The following is a 17,550-nucleotide window of genomic DNA, read 5'->3' on the forward strand; positions in this document are numbered from 1 at the left end:
CAGAACTGAACGTTCGCCTCATCCGTGCACTATCGTGCATTTCCTGGTTTTTCCAAGCAATATATTGCTAATCAACGGCTTGTACGTTCTGGCATGTATCTGGCTGTAAGAAACTCGGCAGCTTCGCCTTTCAAGTGACGAACGGAACAACAAGAGATCAGCATGAGAGCATTCCAATCGCGGTCCCGGGCATTTGCGCTGCTCATCGCCTGTGCGCTTCTGGTCGCAGGTGGATGTGCGAGCGTGCCGCGCGACCCGGAGGATCCGCTCGAGCGCTACAACCAGGTGGTGTTCAGCTTCAACGAGCGAATCGACAAGGCCGTGGCCCGGCCGCTTGCGACCGTCTACGACACGTTCGCACCCACCCCCGTGCAGACCGGCGTCGGCAATTTCTTCGGCAATCTCGCCGATATCTGGATCGGCTTCAACAACCTTCTCCAGGGCAAGGTCGGCGCCGGCTTGTCCGACTGGGCGCGTTTCCTCGTGAACTCGACGTTCGGAATTTTCGGACTGCTGGACGTCGCGTCCGAGCTCGAGTTGCAGAAGAACGATGAGGATTTCGGCCAGACGCTCGCCGTTTGGGGAGTGGGCGAGGGCCCGTATTTCGTCGTGCCGTTTTTCGGCCCGAGCACGTTGCGCGACGCGGCGATGCTTCCGCTCGACGGCGCAGCCGACCCGGTGTGGCGGATCGCTCACGTCCCGACGCGCAATTCGCTGGTCGGGCTGCGCATTGCCGACAAGCGCGCGCGCCTGCTCGGATTCGAGAAGACGCTCGACGAAGGCACGCTGGACAAATACACCTTTACCCGCAATTTCCATCTGCAGCAGCGCCGCGCCAAGGTGCACGACGGCAAGCCGCCGCTGGAATACGAGGACTTCGAGCGCGACGAGGAGGCATCGTCCGTGCCTGCCGCGGCGCAATCCGCAAGTGACGAGCGCTCGGTTGCCGAGCCCTCCGATTAACCCGCATGTCCCGAGCGATTTGCTCCCGGGCCTGCTCACGATGAGGTGATCAACATGAAATCGGCTTTCTTTGCACTGTACATCTCGGTTCTCTCGTTCCTGCCAAGCGGCGTTTCGGCGGGCGGGCCGGCTCCCGACCAATTGATCGACAAGCTCTCCGGCGATGTACTGGAAATCCTCCAGACCAACGAGTCACTGCGCGCGGGCGAAACGACCGAGGTCGTAGGGCTCGTCGAACACGTGGTGCTGCCGCATTTCAACTTCCGGCGGATGACGATGCTGGCAGTAGGGCGCGACTGGCGCGACGCGTCGCCCGAGCAGCAGAAGCGGCTGATGGACGCGTTCTACAACATGCTGGTGCGGACCTATTCGAATGCGCTGACGCAGTATCGCGACCAGACCGTCGAGGTTCGCCCGGTGCGCATGAGTCCGTCGGACAAGATCGTCAAAGTCCAGACCGAAATCCGTCAGCCGGGGGGACAGCCGGTGACGGTCGACTACGTCCTCGAGCAGCGCGCCGACGGATGGAAGATCTTCGACATCGTCGTCACCGGCGTCAGTCTCGTGACGAATTATCGCGGGACGTTCTCGCAGCAGATACGCCTCGGCGGGATCGACGGCCTGATCCGCTCGCTCGAGGCCAAGGGGCAGGAGTTCGCGCCCCGCGCCGGGCAGTCGTGACGGCAGGTCAGGTCCGGGGATGCCGACACGTTCCAGGGGCCAGCGCAATGAGGAAACCTTCGCTTCCCCAGGCCCGCGCATTGCTACGAGTTCGACAGGCGACCTCCCGTCGCCCTGTACATGGAGAAAATCATGGAACAGAAGAACCAGCGTGGTCAGAACCAGAGCGAGCAGCAACAGCAGGACATCCAGAAGCAGCAGCCCGGCCAGGGCCAAGGCGGTCAGGGCGGTCAAAGGCAGCAGGAGCAAAGCCAGGGTACCCAGAAGCAACCCGGCCAAGGTCAGGGCAGCCAAGGCGGTCAAAAGCAGCAGGAACAGAGCCAAGGCGCCCAGAAGCAGCCTGGCCAAGGTCAGGGCGGTCAGCAGCAGCAACACGAGCAGGGCATGGGCACGCAGCGGCAACCCGGCCAAGGACAGGCCGGACAGGGTGGTCAACGGCAGGAAGAGCAAAGCCAGGGCACCCAAAAGCAGCCTGGTCAGGGACAGGGCGGTTCGAGCCGCGGCAACACCTGAACGGGAAAGCGGCAGTAGCGGCGAGCGCCGCTGTTGCAGCCTGTTCGCCGGACCGGTTTCGCCGGTCCGGCAGCAGCATCGCCGCGGTGGTGCCCGAACCGTGGCAGTCTGACCTTCTTCGTGTTTCATCAGATGGGGTGATATGGATCTTCATCCCTGTCCGATTCTCAGTCCGCGACAATTCCCATTCCTTAAAGATATTTCTGCTCCACCCCTTATTCGTTGCAGAACCGGATGTATCCGTCGCGCGCCTTCCAACTCGATATGGGCGGGCAGTCGTCGATCAGAATCACGCCGCCCGTGGCCATGCGTGGCCGCAGGAACTTCAGGGCAACGTACGTCGGTTCGGTGAGGTCGGCGTCGATCAGCGCGAGCGAGCACTTCGCCGGCAGCGCCTCGACCGCGAGCGTCGTGATATCGCCCCGGTGCAGGCGAAACTGCGAAAGTTCAATCTGGCACAGCGAAAGCGGGGAATCAAAGCGGAATTGGAAGCGAACGTCTCAGGAGCGCAGGTCAGGACCGCTCGGCGGGAAGCAGCAGTTTGCGTACCACCGGATGTTCGACCTTGCGGTGAGCGAGGATTGCATAGAAATGTTCGACGACGTCCGGGCAACGCCCGAGCAGCGTGAGTCCGCGCGCCCGCGGCAGTTCGTCGAACGACCATTCGGGTGCCGGGAACGCGCCCAGCCCGCTTTCACCGAACGTGGCGAGGAGCGCGCTGTCCTCGAATTCCCCGACGATTCTCGGGCGGATTGCGTGGCGCGCGAGCCAGTCGTCGAGCCGCGCCCGGACCGCAGAGTGGGTCGTCGGCAGCAGCAGTGGCAAATGCGCGAGACAGGCCGGGAAGTCACCTTCGCGACCGTCGAGCAGCGTCGCCGGTGCATACCATGCGAGCGAAGCTTTTCCGAGGCGATGGCTGAATACCCTGAGGTTCGGATTCGTCGGCGCGGGGCGGTCGGCGAGCACGACGTCGAGCCGGTGGCGCGCGAGGTCGGCGAGCAGGTCGTCGAAGCTGCTTTCGTGGCACAGCAGCCGCAGGCCGGGAGTCTGCACCGCCGGCTGCAGCAGATGCCGCACGGCGAGCTTCGGCAGGCTGTCGGCAATGCCGACGCTGAGCCGCACGCCGGGTTCCGCAGCCGCTTCCCGCACCGCCGCCGGCAGCGCTTCGGCGAGTTGGAAAATCTGCTCGGCGTAGCGCACGGCGGTCGCGCCGGCTTCGGTCAGCTCGATGCCGCGGCCCGCCGAGCGGAAAAGGGTGTGACCAAGCGAATGCTCGAGCTCTCGCACTTGCGTGCTGACGGTCTGGATCGCCATGTCGAGGCGCTCCGCAGCGCGCGCGATCCCGCCTTCCTTGGAGGCGACCCAGAAATAGTAGAGGTGTCGAAAATTGATGGGATACATCGTTGACTTCCTTTTTTACGAAGTGAAGCTACGCCAAATTAAGCTTCAAAGGAAGTTGGATGTGAACTATTGTCGTCGGGTCATTACCCCCCAGGAGGATTACGATGGAGGTGCAAATCGAATCCGGCCGCGCTGCCGGCATGCGGTTGAGGAACGCGATCGAGGCCCGGCTGCGTTTTGCGCTGCGCCGCCTGTCATGGCTCGTTCCCCATGCGACCGTGCGCCTGTCCGACCTGGAGCGGGACGCCGGAAGCCCGGACAAGTGCTGTGAGGTCAGGCTGAAAGTGGTCGGCACGCGGGATGTCGTGGTCAGCGCGATCGCGCGCGACTGGTTGCAGTCGATCGATGACGCGTTGAAAGGCGCGGTGCGACGGCTCGAGCGGCAATACCGGCGCACGTACGCCGCGTGACGCGCGACCGACGCGCCACGAAGGCCGTTGGCGCCCTACAGTTTTCCCGAATTCAATCGACAGGAGTTCCTGCTACATGAAACGCGTTTTCCTCACCTTTTTCGCCCTCGTGCTGAGCATGGGCCTGGCGTTGCCCGACGCCGAGGCAAAACGTCTCGGCAGCGGAAAATCCTTCGGCACTCAGCGTGATGCGACGACGCAGGCTCCCACGGCGCCGATGGCACGTGGCGCCGACACGACCCCGAATGCGGCCGCGACGGCGGGGCAGGCCGCAAAGAAGAGCAGCTGGATGGGTCCGCTGGCCGGCCTCGCCGCAGGCCTCGGCCTCGCGGCGCTCGCTTCGCATCTGGGCATGGGCGAGGGACTTGCGAACATTCTGATGATCGCGCTGCTGGCGATGGCCGCGTTCGCCGTCTTCCGCCTCGTGATGCGCAAACGCTCGACAGCGCCGGCGATGCAGTATGCCGGAGCGGCGGCGGGCGGCGGCACGGTCTCGATGCCGGGGCCGGCTTCGTCACCGGCTGCGGCTGCGCCTGCGCGTTCCGACGTCGGCATGCTTCCCGCAGGATTCGACGCGGAGGCGTTCGTGCGCCAGGCGAAGCTCAACTTCGTGCGCTTGCAGGCGGCGAACGACGCGCGCAACCTCGATGACCTTCGTGAGTTCGTCACGCCGGAGATGTTCGCGGAGCTGCAAATGCAGATCCAGGAGCGCGGCGACGCCGTTCAGCGCACTGAAGTCGTCGACTTGCATGCCGAGGTCGTCGGCTACGCCGAGGAGGCGCAGCGTCACCTCGTCAGCGTGCGTTTCCACGGCCTGATCCGCGAAGAAGCGGGAGCGGCGCCGGTCGAGTTCGACGAACGGTGGCATCTCGCGAAAGCTTTCGACGGCAGCCGGGGTTGGGTCGTCGCCGGGATTCAGCAGTCGCATTGACGCGACTCGGGCGGGCAAAGCGCTCTCTGCAGGTTCTGCCCGCCGAAACTGTTCAAGCCTTGCGTTTGCGCGACGCGAAAGGACGGCGCCATTGGCCGGGGCGCTTGGCCGGGCGTTGCGTGTCGTCGTCCGCGGTCTTGGGTTTCGGCACCAGCATGTTCTTGCCCGCGCCTTGTCCCGCGCTGCGGTGCGTGAGGATCGCTTGCGCCAGTTGCTCCTCGGTGAGCACGATCGGAGCGTGTTTCCCGGCAGGCTCGTACGCCGAGAGCTTTTCCCGCACGCTGAAGATGCGTTCTGCGGTTTCGGCTTTCCTCGGTTGGCCGGCCATGATCTTCTGCGCGTCCGGCGTCAGCGTGAAGCGGCCGTCCACCTCATCGATCAGGCCGTGTGTCGAGAGGCGGTGAAAGGCGTCGCCCAGTTTCGTTTCGGAAGGGATGGAGCCTTGGATCAGATCGGCCGCGGCCATGATTTCGGCGAGTTCGGCCGGCCGTCGTTTCGAAGACAGGGCCAGGGCGAGCAGGAGGAGCGCATCAACATCGTGGACGGGGTGCATCGAAAAACCTTTGAAAACCTGCGGAAGAAAAACTGTCCGGCGCAGCGCGCCGAACGTGACGGTACGGAGGAGCAAACAGGCCGGCAACGTGACGGGGCCTTCCGGAGGGTGGGAGTGTAAGGGCTGGCGCGCCAATGCCGAGCCCGATTCGCGATTCGACGTCGAGCGTCGTCCGCACCGGGGTTTCGAGGCAGCGGCGCACCTCGATGAAAATTGTCAGCGTCTTCAGGCCTCGTCCTTCGGGTTCAGCACCGCTTGGTTGACGATCACGCGCGCGTCGACGATCGCATACCCGTCCTCGTAGAGGATCACCGGGTTGAGATCGAGCTCGGCGAGCTGCGGATACGCGGCGACGATGCTAGACACTTTCAGCAGCAGGTCGACGAGCGCTTCCTTGTCGATGGGCGCGTCGCCGCGCGCGCCCTCGAGGATCCGGCGCGACCTGATCTGATCGACCATCGACCGCGCGGCATAACGCGACAGTGGAATCGCGCGGAAGGCGACGTCTTCTAGGATCTCGACGAATATGCCGCCGAGGCCGAACATCAGCACCGGGCCGAAGATCGGGTCGCGGCTGACGCCGATGATGACTTCGATACCCTTGCGTGCCATCGGCGTGACCAGCACGCCCTTGATGTCGGCAGAGGGTTTGTACGCATGGCAGGAGCCGATGATCTGGTCGAAGGCTTCGCGCAAGGCCGCCCTGCCGTGCAGATTCAGCTTGACGCCGCCGGCGTCGGACTTGTGCAGGATGTCCTTCGACACGACTTTCATCACGAGCGGCCGGTCGCCGAAGCGGCCGGCGACTTCGTCGAGTTCGTCGAGATCGCGCACCAGCGCTTCGGCGGGCACGTCGACGCCGTGCGCCCGCAACAGCGTCTTGGCTTCGAACTCGAACAGGTCGCGGGCCTCCGCCTGGGCGGCGGCGAAAATCCCCAGCGTCGCATCGTTCGGCATCATTGCCGGCAGCGGCGCCTCGTTCGCGGCATCCCGGAGATACACGCCGCGTTCGCCGAGCGCCGCGAGGACGCGCACCGCGTATTCGATCGACGTGTACACCGGTAGGCCGGCTTCGTGCAGGCGGCGCAGCGCTGGCGGTTTGACCGGCGCGTAGAGGCTATACACGACGACCGGCTTGTCGATCCGGCGCGCGAGCTCGATCATCGACTCGGCGCCGCGCATTTCGCCGCCGAGCAGGTCCTCGGCAAAACGGATGTGGTAGCCGCCGAACATGCCGACGAGGAACACCGCGTCGACGTTGTCGTCGTCGGCGACGATCGCCAGGCAGTCGGCAAGCAGCGCAGGGTTGGCGTCGCTGCTGCCGGCCACATCCACCGGGTTCACCGGCGAAGCCTGCGGCAGCAGGATCGCGCCGAGGCGCTTTTTCGTCGCCTCGCCCAGTTCTGCGAGCTCCAGCCCGGCTTCGATAATGCGGTCGGAGGCGATCGTCGCCTGGCCACCGCCATCCGAAACCACCGCCACGCGCTTGCCCGGCGCCTGCTGCAACAGGCCCAGCCCTTCGGCGACCGGCAGGATCTCGTTCGAATGCTGCACGACGCTGACGCCGACCTGCCGCAGCAGGTCGACCGTCATCGCGTAGCTGCCGGCGAGCGCGCCGGTATGGGAGCTCGCCGCCTTCTTGCCCTGCTCGGTCGCGCCGGATTTGTACACGACGACCGGCTTGACGGCGGTGATTTCGCGCGCGTTATGCAGGAAGCGTTGGCCGTCGCGGAAGCCTTCGACGTAGAACGTCGCGACCCGGGTGTCGGGATCCTCACCGAGGTAGCGCAGATAGTCGTTGAAGCCGATATCGGTCTGGTTGCCCGGGCCGACATAGGTGCTGAAGCCGACATGGCCGTTGTGCTCGGCTTCGAGCACCAGCGACAGCAGCATGTTGCCGGACTGCGAGATGAAGCCGATGTTGCCCGGCTTGACGTTCGCCAGCGCGAGCAGATTGACCTTCTTGTGCAGGTTGAACATGCCCGAAGTGTTGGGCCCGATGAGGCGCACGCCGCCTTCGCGCGCCGCGGCCAGCACCTGCTGTTCGAGCCGCGCGCCGGCCGGGCCGGTCTCGCGGAAACCGCTCGCGAGGATGGCCGCGCCCTTGACGCCTTTGCGGCCGCAATCGGCGACGAGGCCCGGCACCGTCGCGGCCGGCGTGCAGATCAGCGCGAGGTCGACCGGGCCGGGAATGTCGTCGAGCGTCGCATAGGTCCTGACGCCGAGCAAATTGTCCACTTTCGGGTTGATCGGGTAGATCGCGCCCGGGTAGCCATCCTTGATCAACCCGACCATCGCCTTGTAGCCGCGCTTGGTGGGATCGGTCGAAGCGCCGATGATCGCGATCGAGCCGGGGGCGAGGAAATCGTGCAGGGGGCTGGTTCTGGGCAACGGCGGGGCGAGGTCCATGTCATTCTCCCCGGAAAACCGGCGCGCGCTTTTCGGCGAAGGCGTCCACGCCCTCCTGCCAGTCGCGCGTCGTGCCGACGAACATCATGCCTTCGAGCTCGGCAGTCAGCGCGGCATCGAGCGTGCGCTCGGCCGCCATGTTCAGTTGCTCCTTCGCGAGCTGCATCGAAAACGGCGCCTTGCCCGCGATCCGGCGCGCGAAGTCGCGCGCGGAGTCGAGGAAGCCTTCGTCGGGCAGGGCGCGGTTCGCGAGTCCGATGCGCACCGCTTCGGCGCCGCCGATGCGCTCGCCGAGGAATACCAGCTCGCGCGCTTTCGCCAGCCCGACGAGGCGTGGCAGCAGGTAGGTGACGCCGCCGCCGAGGAAGTTGCCGATCGAGATTTCCGGCAAGCCGATCTGTGCGCTTTCGGCCATCAGCACGAAGTCAGAAGCGATCGCCATTTCGGCTCCGGCGCCGAGCGCGAAGCCGTTGACCGCGGCGATCACCGGCTTGCCGAGCTGCAACAGCCGCTTGCACACTTTCTGCTCGCCCTGCAGGTACTGGCGGCGCTCGAACGGCGTGCGGCCCGCCTTGTGTTCCTTGAGGTCGGCGCCGACGCAGAACGCGCGGCCTTCGCCGGTGAGCAGCACGACGCGCGCATCGGGGTCGGCTTCGGCGCGGCTCAGTGCCGCGTTGAGTTCGTCATATAGCTGCGCGGTCACCGCGTTGAGCCGGTGCGGGCGGTTCAGCCGGATCTCGGCAATGCCGTCCGTCATGTCGTACAGGATCGTCTCGTAATTCATGCTTGTCCCTGGGGCAGGTTGGGGGCTCGAACGGGGGATGGAGCGCGGGTGCGGCGCCAGCCGGGCGCTACGACCATTATCGGCCGTTGCCGACATGCGCCAAAACGGAACTCGACAGCGACCTGCGCTTTTTCGGTCAGTCCGCGCGCGGGTCGAACGTCGCGGGCAGCGACCTGCGCGACAGTGCGGGACACGCCCCGCCGCCTGATCAGCGCCTGCGGCCAGCTGCCCTTCAACGCGCCGGCGTCCTGATTCACTCCGGCAGTGCGAGGTCCGCGATCACCGCGGCGAGGAACCGCGCCGCTTCGCCGCCGGTCACGGCGCGGTGGTCGAACGTGAGACTCAGCGGCAGCACGCGGCGCACGGCCGGGGTGCCGTCGATCGCGAGCACCTGCTGGTGCACGCGGCCGGCGCCGAGAATCGCGACGGTCGGCGGCATGACGATCGGCGCCGCGTACTTGCCGGCGATCATGCCGAAGTTCGACAGGGTGATCGTGTTGCCGCGCAGTTCGTCGGCCGGGATTTTGCGTGCGATGACGTCGGCGCGCATCCGGTCCAGGCCGCGGCGCAGGTCGTTCGCGTCGCGGTTCGCGACGTCGCGCAACACCGGCACGAACAGTCCTTCGGCGAGGTCGATCGCGATGCCGACGTCGATCTTCTCGAGCAAGCGGCGCCCCATCGTGTGGCTCTCGTACCACGCGTTGAGCGCCGGCTCGGCCCGGCAGCCTGCGACCAGCGCGCGCACGAGGCGGATCGTGACGTCGCTGTCCGGCAGCCACGCGTCGATGTCGGCGTCGTCGACGACCGTCGCGCCCGCCACTTCGCTTTGCGCGAGCGCCATGTTGCGCGCCATCGCCCGCCGCACGCCGCGCAGAATCTCCGGCGGCCCGACGTCGGCGAGGATCTTCGCGACCCGCTGCACGTCCGCCGTCGTGATCAGGCCGTCAGGCCCCGACGGTGTGACCATCTCGAGTTCGACGTTGAGCTGGCGCGCGAGCGCGCGCACTGCAGGCGTCGCCTTGATCGCCGCCGTGCCGCCGCCGACAGGTGCCGGAGCTTCCTGCGCGAGCTGGTGGCCGACCTGCACTTCACCGACCACGGTGCCGGCGTCGCTGTCTTCGGCGGTGCCGGCAAAACCGACCAGCGGCGCGCCGACATGCACGATCTGTCCCGGCTGGCCGAACAGCTTCTCGATGCGGCCCGAATGCGGCGAAGGGATCTCGACGATCGCCTTGGCCGTCTCCACCGACAGCAGCGGCCGGTCCGCCTCGATCTCGTCGCCGGCCGCGACGTGCCATTCGACGATCTCCGCTTCCTGCAGGCCTTCGCCCAGGTCGGGCAGTTTGAAGATCTTCATGCGCCCTCCAGCGTCTTGTGGACTGCCGCGACGATGCGTTCGACGCTCGGCAGGTACTGGTATTCGAGGCGTGCCAGCGGCACCACCGTGTCGTATCCGGTGACGCGCTGCACCGGCGCGAGCAGCGTGTAGAGGCCCTCTTCGGCGAGATTGGCGGCGATTTCGGCGCCAAAACCGCCCGTACGCGCAGCTTCGTGGACAATCACGCAGCGCCCGGTGCGGCCGACCGATTCGAGTATCGTTCCCATGTCGAGCGGCTTGAGCGTCGCCACGTCGATGACTTCGGCCATGATTCCCTGCTGCGCCAGCGTGTCGGCCGCGGTCTGCGTTTCGTGCACCATCGCGCCCCAGCTGACCAGCGTCACGTCGCTGCCCGAGCGCAGCGTGAAGCACACGTCGAGCGGCAGCGCCTCGCCGTCGTCGGCGACTTCCTGTTTGAACAGGCGATACAGCCGCGTCGGTTCGAGAAAAATCACTGGATCGGGGTCGCGTATCGCCGCCAGCAGCAGGCCGTAGGCCCGCGACGGCGACGACGGGATCACGACGCGCAATCCGGGCACGTGCGCGAACAGCGCTTCCGGGCTTTCCGAGTGGTGCTCCGGCGCGTGGATGCCGGCGCCGCACGGCGAGCGCAGCACCAGCGGGCACGACAGCCTGCCGCGCGTGCGGTGGCGCAGGCGCGATGCGTGGTTGATGACGTGATCGAACGTCGGGTAGATGAAGCCCGAGAACTGGATCTCCGCGACCGGTTTCAGCCCCATCGCTGCCATGCCGATCGCAGTGCCGGCGATCGCGGTTTCCGCCAGCGGCGTATCGACGATGCGCGCCGCGCCGAAGCGCTGCTGCAGGCCCGCAGTGGCGCGGAAGACGCCGCCATTGATGCCGATGTCTTCCCCGAGCAGCACGACTGCCGGGTCCCGGGCCAGTTCGTGCGCCAGCGCATGGTTGATCGCTTCGATCAGATTGAGCTCAGCCATGGCCGCCTCCCTGCTGCGGTGCCAACCGCAGCGCCATGTCGCGCTGTTCGTGCAGCGCCGCGGGCAGCGTGCGGTACAGGTGATCGAACATCGCTCCGGGCGTCGGTGGCGGCGTCGCGAGATAAGTCTCGACCGCCGCATTGACCGCCTCGTTGCATTCCCTGACGAGTTGTTCTTCCCGCTGCGGATCCCACGCGTTCAGCTGCACGAGGTAATTGCGCAGGCGCACGACCGGTTCGAACGTCCAGTGCTCCTGCACGACTTCCGGATCGCGGTAACGGCTCGCGTCGTCGGCAGTGGTGTGGTCGCCGAGGCGGTAGCTGAGCGCCTCGATGAGGCTCGGGCCGCCGCCGCTGCGCGCTTTCTCGATCGCCTGCCGCGCCGCGTGGTGGACGGCGACGATGTCGTTGCCGTCGACTTGGCAGCCTTCGATCCCGGCCGCGATCGCCTTTTGCGCCAGCGTCTGCGCGGCGCTCTGCATGCTGCGCGGAACCGAGATCGCCCACTGGTTGTTGTTGACGACCACGACCAGCGGCGCTTTCCATACCGCGCCGAAGTTCAGCGCTTCGTAGAAGTCGCCTTTCGACGTGCCGCCGTCGCCGAGAAAGCACACCGCGACGCGCGCTTCCTGGCGCAACTGGAATGCATATGCGGCGCCAGCTGCGTGACAGACTTGCGTCGCGATCGGCACGCAGATCGGGAAATCGTCGCGCGGCCCGGCGAAATCGCTGCCGCGCTCGTCCCCGCCCCAGTAGAGCAGGCTTTCGGCCATCGTGACGCCACGCATCAACTGCGCCGCGTGGTCGCGGTACGAGGGCACGAGCACGTCCTCGGCGCCCATCGCCGCTGCGACGCCGACGCCGATCGCCTCCTGCCCGAGCGCCGACGCGAACGTGCCGAGCTTGCCGGTGCGCTGCAGCGCGATCGCCTTGGTGTCGAAAGTGCGCGTCAGGACCATCGCGCGGTACAGGGGAATCAGTTTTTCCGGATCGAGCGCGAAATCCGGCAAGGGCTGGGTCGCTTCGCCCCGCGGATCGAGGAAGCGTGTGTAGTCGATCTGGAACCGACCGATGATGGTCATCGCAAGCTCCTTGTTTCCTGTCAGTCTAGACCACCGCACGCGGGATGCAGACTGACTGACACTCCAACTGCATCGGGATATTCGGATTGTCGTTGCGGATCGGTGTCTTTGCTCGAGCGGCAGAAGCGGCAATGACACCTCGTTGCGGCATTCGCTTTATGGACACCGCGGTCCGTCCCGCCGTTCCCGAATGCGTGCGGGTTCACGGCCCGCCTGTCCGGGAGATAACCGGAAGGTGAACCAAAAGTAATGCTGCAGTCATCGTGCGGTCAGTGGCGTCCGCCTAGCATGTGTCCAGGGTTGCTCGAACGCGAGTGCCTGATTCGAACAGGGCGTTACCCGTCCGGTTCGAGCCGAAATAACGCAATTCACAAGGAGTAAATCATGCTGATGAAAATCGCCGCTGCCGCCGCGTCCGTGCTGATCGCCACTTCGGCTTTCGCCGCCGACAAGGTCAATGTCGCCAAGTCCTACGAACTGAAGGACGGTTCCACGGTGTATGTGTTCAAGGACGGCAAGATGGCCATGGAAAACAAGGCCGGCGAGGTTGTCTCGATGAAGGAGGGCCATGCGATGGAGACGAAGGATGGCCAGAAAATCATGATGAAGGGCAACGAGGTCTGGCGTCTCGACGATGCGCTGCATCACGATCGTCGCGGCAACTGAAGGGGACGCAGCGCTCGCGACACGTGTCGTGCTCGCTGCTATGCTCGCCCCGGGGAGGGCCGGTCGGCTCGGCCGAAATCCGCTTCGCTGCACTTCAACTCGACCATGCGCCGCAATGCCGGCTCTTCGTCGAGGAAGAGACGGACGGCCACGGGGTCGAACTGGCTGCCGCGCAGGCGCACGATCTCGGCCTTTGCGACATCGAACGACAGTCCCTTCCGATAGGGGCGATCCGAGGTCATCGCGTCGAGCGCGTCGATCACCGCAAACAGCCGCGCTCCCAGCGGGATGGCCTCGCCACGCAGGCCACGCGGATACCCTGTGCCGTCGAAGTGTTCCTCGTGGCAGCGCACGATTTCTGCAGCGTCCTCCACGCCTGCGAGGTGACTGAGGAGGTGATGGCCGTCGTCGGGATGGCGGCGCATCACCGCCCATTCGTCGTCGTCGAGCGGTCCGTTCTTCAACAAGATACGGTCCGGGACGCCGATCTTCCCGATATCGTGGAGCAGCGCGCCCCAGTAGATCTGGGCGAGGCGCCGCTCGTCGTGCGGAAAGGAGTGTTTCGCCAGGACGACGGTGTGGCAGGCGACGCGCCGTGAGTGGAGACCGGTTTCATGTTCGCGCAGATCGAGCGCCTCGGCGAGCGCCTCGGCGAAGCCGGCGTTCAGGTCGCCGCAACTCGAACACTGCGCCGCGAGCGGTTCGAGAAAACAGCGCTCACAGAGCGGATCGCCGGTTTCCGGCGGCTGCGACGCAATGAACGCGCCACAGCAACTGCAGGTTGCCGCTGAAGTGGTCGAAGTGGGTGAATCGTTCAAGGCCGCAATCTCCCTTGATGGCCGTGCGATCGAAACCCCGTTTCGTCAGTGCCGCGGTGCTCCGGACCGCTGCGCCCCCAGGCGGGGGATGAACGCCGGCGTGCGTTCGACGTAGCGGCGGTACGCATCGCCGAATTCGGCGACCGCGTCGCTCTCCTCGTGCCGCGCGAGCCGAGCATAGATGACGAGCAGGATCGGGAACAGCACGAGCGTGATCAGCGTCGGCCACTGCAGCAGGAAGCCGAACATCACGAGCACGAAGGCGACGTACTGGGGATGTCGGATGCGGGCATACGGACCGCTGTCGGCTACCCGATGCTCGCGCTGGGCCGCGTAGAGCACCGGCCAGGCCTTGGCGAGCAGCCAGAATCCGCCGACGATGAACACGCTGCTGAGCAGGTGGAAGGGGCCGAAATGCGGATTCGAGCGCCAGCCGAACATCGTTTCGAGCAGGTGCCCGGAATCATGGGCGAGGAAATCCACCCCCGGAAAACGCGACGACAGCCAGCCCGAAAGCAGGTAGATCGTGAGCGGGAAGCCATACATCTCGGTGAACAGCGCGACGATGAAAGCCGAGTAGGCACCGAACGAGCGCCAGTCGCGCTTGTTGTGAGGCCTGGCGAAGCTGAACGCGAACGCGATGAAGAACAGCGAATTGATCACGACCAGCGACCACAGGCCGTAGGCGGGCGTGTCGCTCATTTTTCATCTCCTTCCACACTTTTCGGCTTTGTCCCGTGATCGTGTCCGCCGTGACCGCCATGCATGAACAGATGCATCAGCGGACACGCGAGCACTATCAGCCAGGGGAGGAAGCCGAGCACGTGGGCGCGGTGCTCAGTGAAGAGCAAGAACACGGCCAGCGCCAGAAAGCCGGCGAAGGTCCACTTCGCCCGTGAGCCGGAGCGGGCGTGTGGATGGGATGACTGCTCCCTGTCGTCCAGCGATTTCATGGGCTCAGCCGGCTCGCCGACGCAGCCGCAGCGCATTGGTGACCACCGACACCGAGCTCGCGCTCATCGCCAGCGCGGCGACCAGCGGCGACAGCAGCAGGCCGGTGAAGGGATACAGCAGGCCGGCGGCGAGTGGCACGCCGAGCGCGTTGTAGAGGAACGCGAAGGCGAGGTTTTGGCGCATGTTGCGCACTGTCGCGACCGACACGCGGCGCGCGGCGGCGATGCCGCGCAGGTCGCCCTTGACCAGCGTGAGCTGCGCGCTCGACATCGCCACGTCGGTGCCGGTGCCCATCGCGATGCCGACGTCGGCGCGTGCGAGCGCGGGTGCGTCGTTGATGCCGTCGCCGGCCATCGCGACGACGCGACCTTCGCCCTGCAGCTTCGCGACGAGGTCGTCCTTGTCCTTCGGCTTGACTTCGCCGAACACTTCCCCGATGCCCAGCCGCTTGCCGACTGCGCGGGCGGTCGTCAGCCCGTCGCCGGTCGCCATGACGATGCGCGTGATCCCGTTCGCGCGCAGTTCGCCGAGCGCCTCGGGCGTCGTTGCCTTGACCGGGTCGGCGACCGCGACGAGACCCGCCGCCCGGCCATCGACGGCGAGCATCATCACGCTCGCACCTTCGCTGCGCAGCGCTTCAGCCTGTTCGGCGAGGTCCTGCCAGGCGACGCCCTCGTCGTCCATCAGCGCGGTGTTGCCGAGCACGACCTTGCGGCCCTCGACGACCCCGCGCACGCCGATGCCGGACGACGATTCGAAGCTGTCCGGTTTCGACAGCGCCAGGCCCTGGCGCCGTGCCTCGTCGACGATCGCGTGCGCGAGCGGATGTTCGCTGCCCTGGTCGAGGCTCGCGGCGATGCGCAGCACTTCGTCCCCGGTCCAGCCGGCGGCGGCGACTGTCGCGTGGAACGCCGGCTTGCCTTCGGTCAGCGTGCCGGTCTTGTCGACGATCAGCGTGTCGACCCGGCGCAGGTTCTCGATCGCCGCGGCATCGCGGAACAGCACGCCCTGGGTCGCGGCGTTGCCGGTCGCGACCATCACCGACATTGGCGTCGCGAGGCCGAGCGCGCACGGGCAGGCGATGATCAGCACCGCGACCGCGTTGATCAGGCCGAAGGCCCACGACGGTTCCGGGCCGAACAGGCCCCAGCCGAAGAAAGTGAGGGCGGCGATCGCGACGACCGTGACGACGAAATATCCCGCGACCTGGTCGGCCATGCGCTGCATCGGCGCACGCGAGCGCTGCGCCTGCGCGACCATCTGCACGATCTGCGCGAGCACCGTCTGCGAGCCGATCTTCTCGGCCTGCATCACGAGCGCACCGCTGGTGTTCAGCGTCGCGCCGATCAGCTTGTCGCCGGCGCGCTTGTCGACGGGCAGCGGCTCGCCGGTCAGCATCGATTCATCGACTGCGCTGTCGCCTTCGAGTACGACGCCGTCGACCGGCACTTTCTCGCCGGGACGCACGCGCAGGTGGTCGCCGGAGTGCACATGGGTCAGCGGGATGTCTTCCTCGCTGCCGTCGGCGTTGAGCCGGCGCGCGGTCTTCGGCGCGAGGCCGAGCAGCGCCTTGATCGCCGCGCCGGTCTCCGAGCGCGCGCGCAGTTCGAGCACCTGGCCGAGCAGCGTCAGCGACACGATCACCGCGGCGGCCTCGAAATACACCGCGACGTGGCCGCCGATGCGGAAGGACTCGGGGAAGACTCCCGGCGCGACGGTCGCGACGACGCTGTAGCCATAGGCTGCGGCGACGCCGGTGCCGATCAGCGTCCACATGTTCGGGCTGCGGTTCGCGAGCGACTGCGCCCAGCGCACGAAAAACGGCCAGCCGCCCCACAGCACGACGGGCGTCGCGAGCAGCAGCTCGACCCACGGGCGTGCGGCGCCGAGCAGCGGGTCGAAGAGTCCGCCGGACATCGCGATCAGCGTCACCAGCACGGTCGCCGGCAATGTCCACCAGAAGCGCCGGCGAAAGTCCGCGAGTTCGGGGTTTTCGCCTTCCTCCAGCTCCGGCAGCACCGGCTCGAGCGCCATGCCGCATTTCGGGCAGCTTCCGGGGCCGATCTGGCGGATCTCCGGGTGCATCGGGCAGGTGTATTCGGTGCCGGGTGGCGTGACAGCTTCGGGTTCGGCCGGTGCCGGGTGCAGATAGCGCGTCGGCTCGGCGCGGAACTTGTCGAGGCACTTCGCGCTGCAGAAACGGTACGTCTGCCCGTCGTGCGTCGCGACGTGCGGCGAATCGGGTTTCACGGTCATGCCGCACACCGGGTCGGTTGCCGGGGCAGGCGGGGGAGCGGCATGTTCGGGACCGCCGTGGCGATGAGGATCGTGCGCCGGGCCGGGACGGATTTCACTCATGACGATTTTCTCCGCGGTGCATCAGGGCGTCTGTTCCACCCTCCTCTCCATCCTGTCCAGGCGCTGCTCGATCTGATGCATGCGCTTGGCGAGCGCCTCGGCCGACGGCGCGCCCGCGCCCGGACCCATCATTCCCATTCCCTGCATCATTCCCATACCTTGCATCATGGCCGGGTCGCCCATCATCGGGCAGCCCATCTGACCCGCCGCCATCTGCCGGCCCAACATCATGTTTTCGCGCATCGTCTGCATGTGCTCCATCAGCAGTTTCTGCCGCTCTTCGGGACTCTTGGCTGCGGCGAGGGCATCGAGTTGGGACTGCATCTTGGTCGTGTTGTCCCGCATCGTCTGCACCGTCGCTGCGGGTACCTGCGCCGAGACGGCCGAAGCCTGATCCGGGTGATGCGCATCCTCCGCGAAGGCAGGAAAGGCCGCGACCAGGGATATCGCGATGGCAGTGAGCGTCTTTTTCATGATGCGTCTCCTGAAAAATAGGTGGCCGGGCGGGCGCCGGATTGCACGCAGAGGCAATAAAGACGGCGCCGATTCGTTGGCCGTGCCGGCCGTCGGACGAAGCTTCGAACGTTGCGTCGGGGCACGAGGGTGAGGCGTGTTCCTGATGCGCTGGCCGTGCTCCGATGGATTCATCATAGTCCGCGCCGCGCGACGCAAGGCTGACGCGTTGATTACATTT

Annotated in this window: 18 protein-coding genes; 6 read left to right on the forward strand and 12 right to left on the reverse strand. The window is 66.2% G+C overall.

Going from position 1 to position 17,550, the window contains the following annotated elements:
* Nucleotides 1-162 precede the first annotated feature (162 nt).
* The 3 genes from GO608_RS10940 to GO608_RS10950 all read left to right on the forward strand — a co-directional run bounded on the left by GO608_RS10940 (nt 163) and on the right by GO608_RS10950 (nt 2,157).
* A complete protein-coding gene (locus tag GO608_RS10940; RefSeq protein ID WP_169199607.1) occupies nt 163-963 on the forward strand; it encodes an MlaA family lipoprotein in 801 nt (266 codons plus the stop codon).
* Between the two features lie 54 nt (nt 964-1,017).
* Nucleotides 1,018-1,644 carry an MlaC/ttg2D family ABC transporter substrate-binding protein gene (locus GO608_RS10945; protein WP_169199608.1) on the forward strand — a complete coding sequence of 209 codons (627 nt, stop codon included), beginning with the start codon at nt 1,018-1,020 and terminating at the stop codon, nt 1,642-1,644.
* A 132-nt stretch (nt 1,645-1,776) separates the two neighbouring features.
* The gene (locus GO608_RS10950; RefSeq protein WP_169199609.1) at nt 1,777-2,157 is read left to right on the forward strand and encodes a hypothetical protein; all 381 of its coding nucleotides are present in this window, start codon (nt 1,777-1,779) and stop codon (nt 2,155-2,157) included.
* Between the two features lie 513 nt (nt 2,158-2,670).
* Here GO608_RS10950 and GO608_RS10955 read toward each other — a convergent pair.
* Nucleotides 2,671-3,558 (reverse strand): LysR family transcriptional regulator, encoded by an 888-nt coding sequence (locus GO608_RS10955; protein ID WP_169199610.1) that lies wholly within the window; start codon nt 3,556-3,558, stop codon nt 2,671-2,673.
* Between the two features lie 104 nt (nt 3,559-3,662).
* Between GO608_RS10955 and GO608_RS10960 the strand changes: the two genes are divergently transcribed.
* Nucleotides 3,663-3,968: an HPF/RaiA family ribosome-associated protein gene (locus GO608_RS10960; RefSeq protein WP_169199611.1), complete on the forward strand. Its 306-nt coding sequence runs from the start codon at nt 3,663-3,665 to the stop codon at nt 3,966-3,968.
* Between the two features lie 76 nt (nt 3,969-4,044).
* Nucleotides 4,045-4,899 (forward strand): Tim44 domain-containing protein, encoded by an 855-nt coding sequence (locus GO608_RS10965; protein ID WP_169199612.1) that lies wholly within the window; start codon nt 4,045-4,047, stop codon nt 4,897-4,899.
* A 52-nt stretch (nt 4,900-4,951) separates the two neighbouring features.
* Here the strand turns inward: GO608_RS10965 and GO608_RS10970 are convergent, their stop codons facing one another.
* The 6 genes from GO608_RS10970 to pdhA all read right to left on the reverse strand — a co-directional run bounded on the left by GO608_RS10970 (nt 4,952) and on the right by pdhA (nt 12,060).
* On the reverse strand, nt 4,952-5,539 hold the full coding sequence (locus GO608_RS10970; protein WP_247003053.1) for a hypothetical protein: 588 nt from the start codon (nt 5,537-5,539) through the stop codon (nt 4,952-4,954).
* A gap of 138 nt (nt 5,540-5,677) precedes the next feature.
* The gene (locus tag GO608_RS10975; RefSeq protein WP_169199613.1) at nt 5,678-7,861 is read right to left on the reverse strand and encodes an acetate--CoA ligase family protein; all 2,184 of its coding nucleotides are present in this window, start codon (nt 7,859-7,861) and stop codon (nt 5,678-5,680) included.
* Nucleotide 7,862: 1 nt separating this feature from the next.
* A complete protein-coding gene (locus GO608_RS10980; protein ID WP_169199614.1) occupies nt 7,863-8,645 on the reverse strand; it encodes an enoyl-CoA hydratase/isomerase family protein in 783 nt (260 codons plus the stop codon).
* A 253-nt stretch (nt 8,646-8,898) separates the two neighbouring features.
* Nucleotides 8,899-10,002 (reverse strand): dihydrolipoamide acetyltransferase family protein, encoded by a 1,104-nt coding sequence (locus GO608_RS10985; protein WP_169199615.1) that lies wholly within the window; start codon nt 10,000-10,002, stop codon nt 8,899-8,901.
* Nucleotides 9,999-10,979 carry an alpha-ketoacid dehydrogenase subunit beta gene (locus GO608_RS10990; RefSeq protein ID WP_169199616.1) on the reverse strand — a complete coding sequence of 327 codons (981 nt, stop codon included), beginning with the start codon at nt 10,977-10,979 and terminating at the stop codon, nt 9,999-10,001. Before GO608_RS10990 ends, GO608_RS10985 begins: the two co-directional genes overlap by 4 nt.
* Nucleotides 10,972-12,060 (reverse strand): pyruvate dehydrogenase (acetyl-transferring) E1 component subunit alpha, encoded by a 1,089-nt coding sequence (gene pdhA, locus GO608_RS10995; RefSeq protein ID WP_169199617.1) that lies wholly within the window; start codon nt 12,058-12,060, stop codon nt 10,972-10,974. The genes GO608_RS10990 and pdhA overlap by 8 nt, the downstream gene beginning before the upstream one ends.
* Nucleotides 12,061-12,444: 384 nt before the next feature.
* On the opposite strand from pdhA, the gene copK reads away from it, so the two are divergent.
* Nucleotides 12,445-12,726 (forward strand): periplasmic Cu(I)/Cu(II)-binding protein CopK, encoded by a 282-nt coding sequence (gene copK, locus GO608_RS11000; protein ID WP_169199618.1) that lies wholly within the window; start codon nt 12,445-12,447, stop codon nt 12,724-12,726.
* A 38-nt stretch (nt 12,727-12,764) separates the two neighbouring features.
* Here copK and GO608_RS11005 read toward each other — a convergent pair whose 3' ends face one another.
* From GO608_RS11005 to GO608_RS11025, 5 genes are read right to left on the reverse strand one after another with little or no spacing between them, the layout of a single operon-like run.
* Entirely contained in the window at nt 12,765-13,544 is a 780-nt protein-coding gene (locus GO608_RS11005; RefSeq protein WP_169199619.1) for an HD-GYP domain-containing protein, read from the reverse strand.
* 45 nt (nt 13,545-13,589) lie between these two features.
* Complete coding sequence (locus GO608_RS11010; protein ID WP_169199620.1) at nt 13,590-14,246, reverse strand: methyltransferase family protein; 657 nt, start codon at nt 14,244-14,246, stop codon at nt 13,590-13,592.
* A complete protein-coding gene (locus GO608_RS11015; RefSeq protein WP_211159497.1) occupies nt 14,243-14,497 on the reverse strand; it encodes a DUF2933 domain-containing protein in 255 nt (84 codons plus the stop codon). Before GO608_RS11015 ends, GO608_RS11010 begins: the two co-directional genes overlap by 4 nt.
* 4 nt (nt 14,498-14,501) lie before the next feature.
* Nucleotides 14,502-16,856, reverse strand: a complete 2,355-nt coding sequence (locus GO608_RS11020; RefSeq protein WP_169199621.1) for a heavy metal translocating P-type ATPase — start codon at nt 16,854-16,856, stop codon at nt 14,502-14,504.
* A 21-nt stretch (nt 16,857-16,877) separates the two neighbouring features.
* Nucleotides 16,878-17,330 (reverse strand): hypothetical protein, encoded by a 453-nt coding sequence (locus GO608_RS11025; protein ID WP_169199622.1) that lies wholly within the window; start codon nt 17,328-17,330, stop codon nt 16,878-16,880.
* Nucleotides 17,331-17,550: the final 220 nt, after the last annotated feature.

The organism is Aromatoleum buckelii (assembly GCF_012910785.2).
GTDB lineage: Bacteria > Pseudomonadota > Gammaproteobacteria > Burkholderiales > Rhodocyclaceae > Aromatoleum > Aromatoleum buckelii.

Bases quoted from the DNA above. Each gene is read 5' to 3' on its own strand.
- GO608_RS10980 (WP_169199614.1), bottom strand. From the start codon at position 8,645: ATGAATTACGAGACGATCCTGTACGACATGACGGACGGCATTGCCGAG.
- copK (WP_169199618.1), top strand. From the start codon at position 12,445: ATGCTGATGAAAATCGCCGCTGCCGCCGCGTCCGTGCTGATCGCCACT.
- GO608_RS10985 (WP_169199615.1), bottom strand. From the start codon at position 10,002: ATGAAGATCTTCAAACTGCCCGACCTGGGCGAAGGCCTGCAGGAAGCG.
- GO608_RS11025 (WP_169199622.1), bottom strand. From the start codon at position 17,330: ATGAAAAAGACGCTCACTGCCATCGCGATATCCCTGGTCGCGGCCTTT.
- pdhA (WP_169199617.1), bottom strand. From the start codon at position 12,060: ATGACCATCATCGGTCGGTTCCAGATCGACTACACACGCTTCCTCGAT.
- GO608_RS10940 (WP_169199607.1), top strand. From the start codon at position 163: ATGAGAGCATTCCAATCGCGGTCCCGGGCATTTGCGCTGCTCATCGCC.
- GO608_RS10950 (WP_169199609.1), top strand. From the start codon at position 1,777: ATGGAACAGAAGAACCAGCGTGGTCAGAACCAGAGCGAGCAGCAACAG.
- GO608_RS10965 (WP_169199612.1), top strand. From the start codon at position 4,045: ATGAAACGCGTTTTCCTCACCTTTTTCGCCCTCGTGCTGAGCATGGGC.
- GO608_RS10945 (WP_169199608.1), top strand. From the start codon at position 1,018: ATGAAATCGGCTTTCTTTGCACTGTACATCTCGGTTCTCTCGTTCCTG.
- GO608_RS11015 (WP_211159497.1), bottom strand. From the start codon at position 14,497: ATGAAATCGCTGGACGACAGGGAGCAGTCATCCCATCCACACGCCCGC.
- GO608_RS10960 (WP_169199611.1), top strand. From the start codon at position 3,663: ATGGAGGTGCAAATCGAATCCGGCCGCGCTGCCGGCATGCGGTTGAGG.
- GO608_RS10955 (WP_169199610.1), bottom strand. From the start codon at position 3,558: ATGTATCCCATCAATTTTCGACACCTCTACTATTTCTGGGTCGCCTCC.
- GO608_RS11020 (WP_169199621.1), bottom strand. From the start codon at position 16,856: ATGAGTGAAATCCGTCCCGGCCCGGCGCACGATCCTCATCGCCACGGC.
- GO608_RS10975 (WP_169199613.1), bottom strand. From the start codon at position 7,861: ATGGACCTCGCCCCGCCGTTGCCCAGAACCAGCCCCCTGCACGATTTC.
- GO608_RS10990 (WP_169199616.1), bottom strand. From the start codon at position 10,979: ATGGCTGAGCTCAATCTGATCGAAGCGATCAACCATGCGCTGGCGCAC.
- GO608_RS11010 (WP_169199620.1), bottom strand. From the start codon at position 14,246: ATGAGCGACACGCCCGCCTACGGCCTGTGGTCGCTGGTCGTGATCAAT.